Here is a 4,170-nt window from a genome sequence, read left to right as displayed (position 1 = left end):
CCGCAGATCCCCGTGAATCACCGGGGCTAGAGACCGATTACATCGTCGGCGTAGTCGATCCGGTTCGGGGAATCTCTCCCGGATCTGGAGGCGAGTCACGGTGAACAGTAAGGTGTGCTGCACATGGTGATGGGACCTACACACGCGATGAGCGGGGCCGCCGCAGGGCTGGCTATCGGGGCATTTCTCCCCGTGGAATGGGGCGGGGCCACCTCCGCGACCGAGGTGTTCGTGTTTGCCGGTGTCACCGCCGGTGCGGCGCTTCTCCCGGACCTCGATACGTCGCAGAGCACGCTGGCTCGCAGCTTCGGGCTCGTCTCGAAGGTCCTCGCGCACATCACTGAGAGCGTCTCGAAGACCATCTACGACCTGACGATGACTCGCAAGGACGCCCGGATCAACAACGGGCACCGCACCGCGACCCATACGCTGTCGTTCGCACTTCTTGCAGGTGCCGGCACCGCCGCCCTCGTCTCGGCGTACGGCAAGAACAGCGCTATCGGGGTGCTGTTCTTCATGCTGGGCCTGGCCATCCGCGGCCTGGCACCGAACTGGGCCAAGAAGCAGGATTGGGTCTACGTCACCGGGCTCTCGCTGGCGCTTGCGATAGCAGTGTGGTTTGCACTGCCAGCCTCGGCTGGAAGTGCAGCGCTCGGCGCAGCTGTCACTGCCGGTGTCGTGGTGCACATCCTCGGCGACATGATGACCAAGCGGGGCGTGCCTCTACTCGGCGGCGTCGTCAGCATCGGAGGCAAGCGATGGTGGAACTTCCGCCTGCCGGGACCGCTGCGAATCCGCTCAGGCGCTGGCATGGACAAACTGTTGGCCGTTACCTGTACCGCCGTCACGGTGGTTCTGGCCTACTGCGTGGTGTGGGCGCCACACCGCATCGGCGCGCCCTGGGTGGCCGGCACCTTCATCTGACAGCGGACGGCTGACCCCGGGCGAGAGCGAAGCACAGCACCTGCACGAGGCGTGCAACGCGATCCAGGGCCGCTCGCTGGATACGCTTCGGTATATTCAGATCGGGTGATCAGAATGAAGAATAGGACAGTCGCAAAGGTCGCGGCGGCTCCGCTACTTCTGGTGGCCTCGATGGTGGGGAGCGGCTGCGCAGAGTGGGATGCCGCGGTGAACCGGGAACTCCCGTTGTTCGACTCGGGAGATCAGGCTGAAGTCGAACCCCCGGCAAATCCGTCGCCGGTGGAAGAGCAGACGAACGTGCAGCGGGGCGAGAACGGTGTTCCGACTCTGGACGCCAGTGAGACGCTCCGAGACAGTGCCTGCGCGAAAGCGGACGACATGATCGCGAGGGACTACTGGGGGCACTTTGCGCCTGATGGCAGTGGCGATCCGTTCATGTTTATCCGTGGGGCCGGCGTCGACTACTCCACTGCTGCAGAGAACCTATTTTACTCAACTCCGGGCGGACCCGATCCGGTCGACAGCTGGATGCAGAGTCCCGGTCACAGGGAGAACGTCGTCAACCCGGACTTCACCAGGGTGGGCGTCTGCGTGCGGACGGCTGCGTACCAGGGCCTCCCAGAGGCTCATCTCTATGTCCAGCACTTTGCTACTCCGATAGCGGAGAGATAGTCGGTGCCCCGAGTCCGGAGAGATGGAGTGTTGGCTCGCTACATGGGGGACACCGGATCTGAGGAACTCCTGCTCTTCGAGGCGTTGAGACACCTGACGCCGAATGGGTTCGATGGTGGCCCGATCGCTGTCACTCAAGGGGGCTTAGAGTGACAGTGTGAACCTGGAGATGGTCGTTGACGACGCGACCGGCGCGCCCGTGGATACTGCCGGCACCGACCCTCGCGCCGATGCTTGACCCATCCGACCTGCGACGGGATCTCGAAGAGGCGCAGGACCGTTTTGAGCAGTACCGCGCGTCCGTGACCACGATGATCGAAGAGCGCGCTGCCGGCGAGCTGTCGCGAGCCCTTGAGGTGGTCCTCCCCGACCTGACCTTCTACGAAGGGCAGTCCGTCGCTGCGGCTGTGGCGCTCGAACACCTCGCCGCCGACTCGTCCTCGGTGCCGAAGGTGCTTGCCGACGAGCTCGTGGAACAGCAGGCCGCGCGACGCAGCAGGGAGTACTTGGCAGGTTTCGCCAAGGTGCTCGCCCTAACAAATCGGCACGTGCCGAGGTAAGCCGCGGCAGCGGCTGGGATCAGTGGGCAGTCCCGCGTGTCTCGCAGGTGAATCGATCCGCCCACAGCCTCCATTGCCACAACGTGAGCGCCTGGAATATCCCGATGCAGGCGACCGCACTGGTCTTTCTGTGCTTGTAGCTGGCCACCATGGCGCACACGAGCGATGTACTGGCCATGCCAGTCAGGGCCAGGACCATCGGCTCGGACCTGGGGTCCCGAGACCAGGACTCTTCGCCCAGGATTGCTTGTGTCGCAAACGACTTCATGTTGTGAGCGGGCGGGGTCATCACTGGGTTGAGTGCAAACCACGCGCCGATCGGCACGTACAACCACCACAGGCGAGTCCACAGGGGGACCAGCAGCAGTGGTGCGCTCAGGAGCCTCGACCATGCACTGACCGGATGAGCGTGCCGCCGGAACATGCGAGCGTAGAAGCCGTCCTCGGAAGCCACGAATCCAGCCTTGCACCTCGGTCGCCGGAGCGGCTACTGAATCACGACTCTCCTCCGGATGGGCGACGGCGTGATCACGCTCACCGTTGGGTTTCTAGTCCCGGTAGGCGAGTAGCGCGGCGTGGGGCCGATGACCGGGATCGTGTCGACGCTCCCGATGGGTGACTGTGAAGCCCGCACGGTCAACGGTGTCGATCATCGTGGTCAGGGGCCAGGAGAAGGCGGGCGCCACAGCGTGGGGAAACTCCTCGAGAGTGTCTCCGTCGAAGAACGCAAGGAGGAGGCGACCGCCCGGCGCCAGTGACGCTCGCATCGTCGCCAGTGCCTCGGGGACGTCTCCGGGGTCGAGGTGGATCAGTGAGTACCAGGAGAAGACTCCACCCAAGAGGGCCGGCAGGTCACCCAGATCGTCAAATGTCCCCTGACGGAACTGCACCTGCGGGTAGGTGCGCTGTGCGTGGTCCACTAACTCTGGCACCGGGTCGATTCCTTCGGCTGTGACGCCGGCGTCGGAGAGGTAAGCGGTCCAGTGGCCTGGACCGCACCCGATGTCGACGACGCGACCCGTGCAGTCGCGAGCCCAGCGGGTGACCAACTTGCGGTCCTCAGGTGCTGTGGTGTCGATGTCACCGAGTAGGTCGATGTACTCGTGTGCGCGGGCGGAGTAGGCGGAGTGCACCGTGTCCGCGTTGCCTGGTGCGTGTGACTGCCCGTTCATGCGGGGTCGGCGAGTACCAGGCCTGTTGTCGGACTCCACGTGCTCCTCCACCTTCCTCCTCAATGCACCGGCTGATGGGGGCAAGGTACGTGCTCGGGCGTGGTCGCCGCTAGGAGACTGCTGAGCAATCAGGGTGTCCGCCCCGCGGGGTGGCCCGGGCCTGAAATACTTGGTTCATGCAGGGTGAGTGGGATCGGCAGCGTGAGTTGCTGGATGTGGAGTCGGTGGCGGGGCATCTGCTCGAGCCCGGCAGCGTGTTCGCGTTGCTGGCCGAGTATCGGGATCGCTTGTTCCCGGCGGAGTTGTTCGCCGATCTGTTTCCCACGGGCCGGGGCCGGCCGTCGATCCCGGGGGAGGTGATCGCCTCGGTCATCGTGCTTCAGGCTCTGTTTGGGCACTCCGACCGGGAGGCCGTGGATGCGTTGACGTTCGACCTGCGGTGGAAGGCCGCGTGCGGGTACGCGGTCGATGCCAAGGGCTTCGACTCGTCGACGTTGACTTACTGGCGGCGCCGGCTGGCCGCCAGCGAGAATCCGCAGCGGATCTTCGAGGTGGTGCGCCAGGTCATCGCCGAGACCGGAGCGGTCAAGACTAAGACCCGCCGCGCACTGGACTCGACGGTTCTGGATGATGCGGTGGCCCGTCAGGACACGATCACCCAACTCATCGCCCAGATCAGGCGGGTCGGCCGCGAAGTGCCCGGCGCGAAAGAGCTGATCGCCTCCGAGTGCACCCGGTTGGCGGCGGTGTGCGGGCACGATTACTCCGAGGCCGGTAAGCCGCGTATCGCCTGGGATGACCAGGCCGCCCGCGACGAGCTGGTCTCGGCCCTGGTCGCAGAC

5 protein-coding genes are annotated in these 4,170 nt (G+C 65.0%); 4 read left to right on the top strand and 1 reads right to left on the bottom strand.

The window, feature by feature from the left end:
* Positions 1–123: 123 nt before the first annotated feature.
* From G6021_RS14180 to G6021_RS14170, 3 genes are all read left to right on the top strand, one after another.
* The gene (locus G6021_RS14180) at positions 124–924 is read left to right on the top strand and encodes a metal-dependent hydrolase (RefSeq protein WP_179523867.1); all 801 of its coding nucleotides are present in this window, start codon (positions 124–126) and stop codon (positions 922–924) included.
* 114 nt (positions 925–1,038) lie between these two features.
* Positions 1,039–1,596 carry a CAP domain-containing protein gene (locus G6021_RS14175; protein ID WP_241736576.1) on the top strand — a complete coding sequence of 186 codons (558 nt, stop codon included), beginning with the start codon at positions 1,039–1,041 and terminating at the stop codon, positions 1,594–1,596.
* A 230-nt stretch (positions 1,597–1,826) separates the two neighbouring features.
* Positions 1,827–2,156: a hypothetical protein gene (locus G6021_RS14170; RefSeq protein ID WP_182641552.1), complete on the top strand. Its 330-nt coding sequence runs from the start codon at positions 1,827–1,829 to the stop codon at positions 2,154–2,156.
* Between the two features lie 548 nt (positions 2,157–2,704).
* Here the strand turns inward: G6021_RS14170 and G6021_RS14165 are convergent.
* Entirely contained in the window at positions 2,705–3,328 is a 624-nt protein-coding gene (locus G6021_RS14165) for a class I SAM-dependent methyltransferase (protein ID WP_182641551.1), read from the bottom strand.
* A gap of 176 nt (positions 3,329–3,504) precedes the next feature.
* Here G6021_RS14165 and G6021_RS17520 point away from each other — a divergent pair.
* A partial coding sequence (locus G6021_RS17520) for a transposase (protein WP_241736575.1) occupies positions 3,505–4,170 on the top strand: 666 nt, incomplete at its 3' end.

Source organism: Dietzia sp. CW19 (assembly GCF_014145265.1).
Classification (GTDB): domain Bacteria; phylum Actinomycetota; class Actinomycetes; order Mycobacteriales; family Mycobacteriaceae; genus Dietzia; species Dietzia natronolimnaea.
The sequence above is the reverse complement of the archived record's forward strand: the minus strand, read 5'-3'. Positions and strand labels throughout refer to the sequence as shown.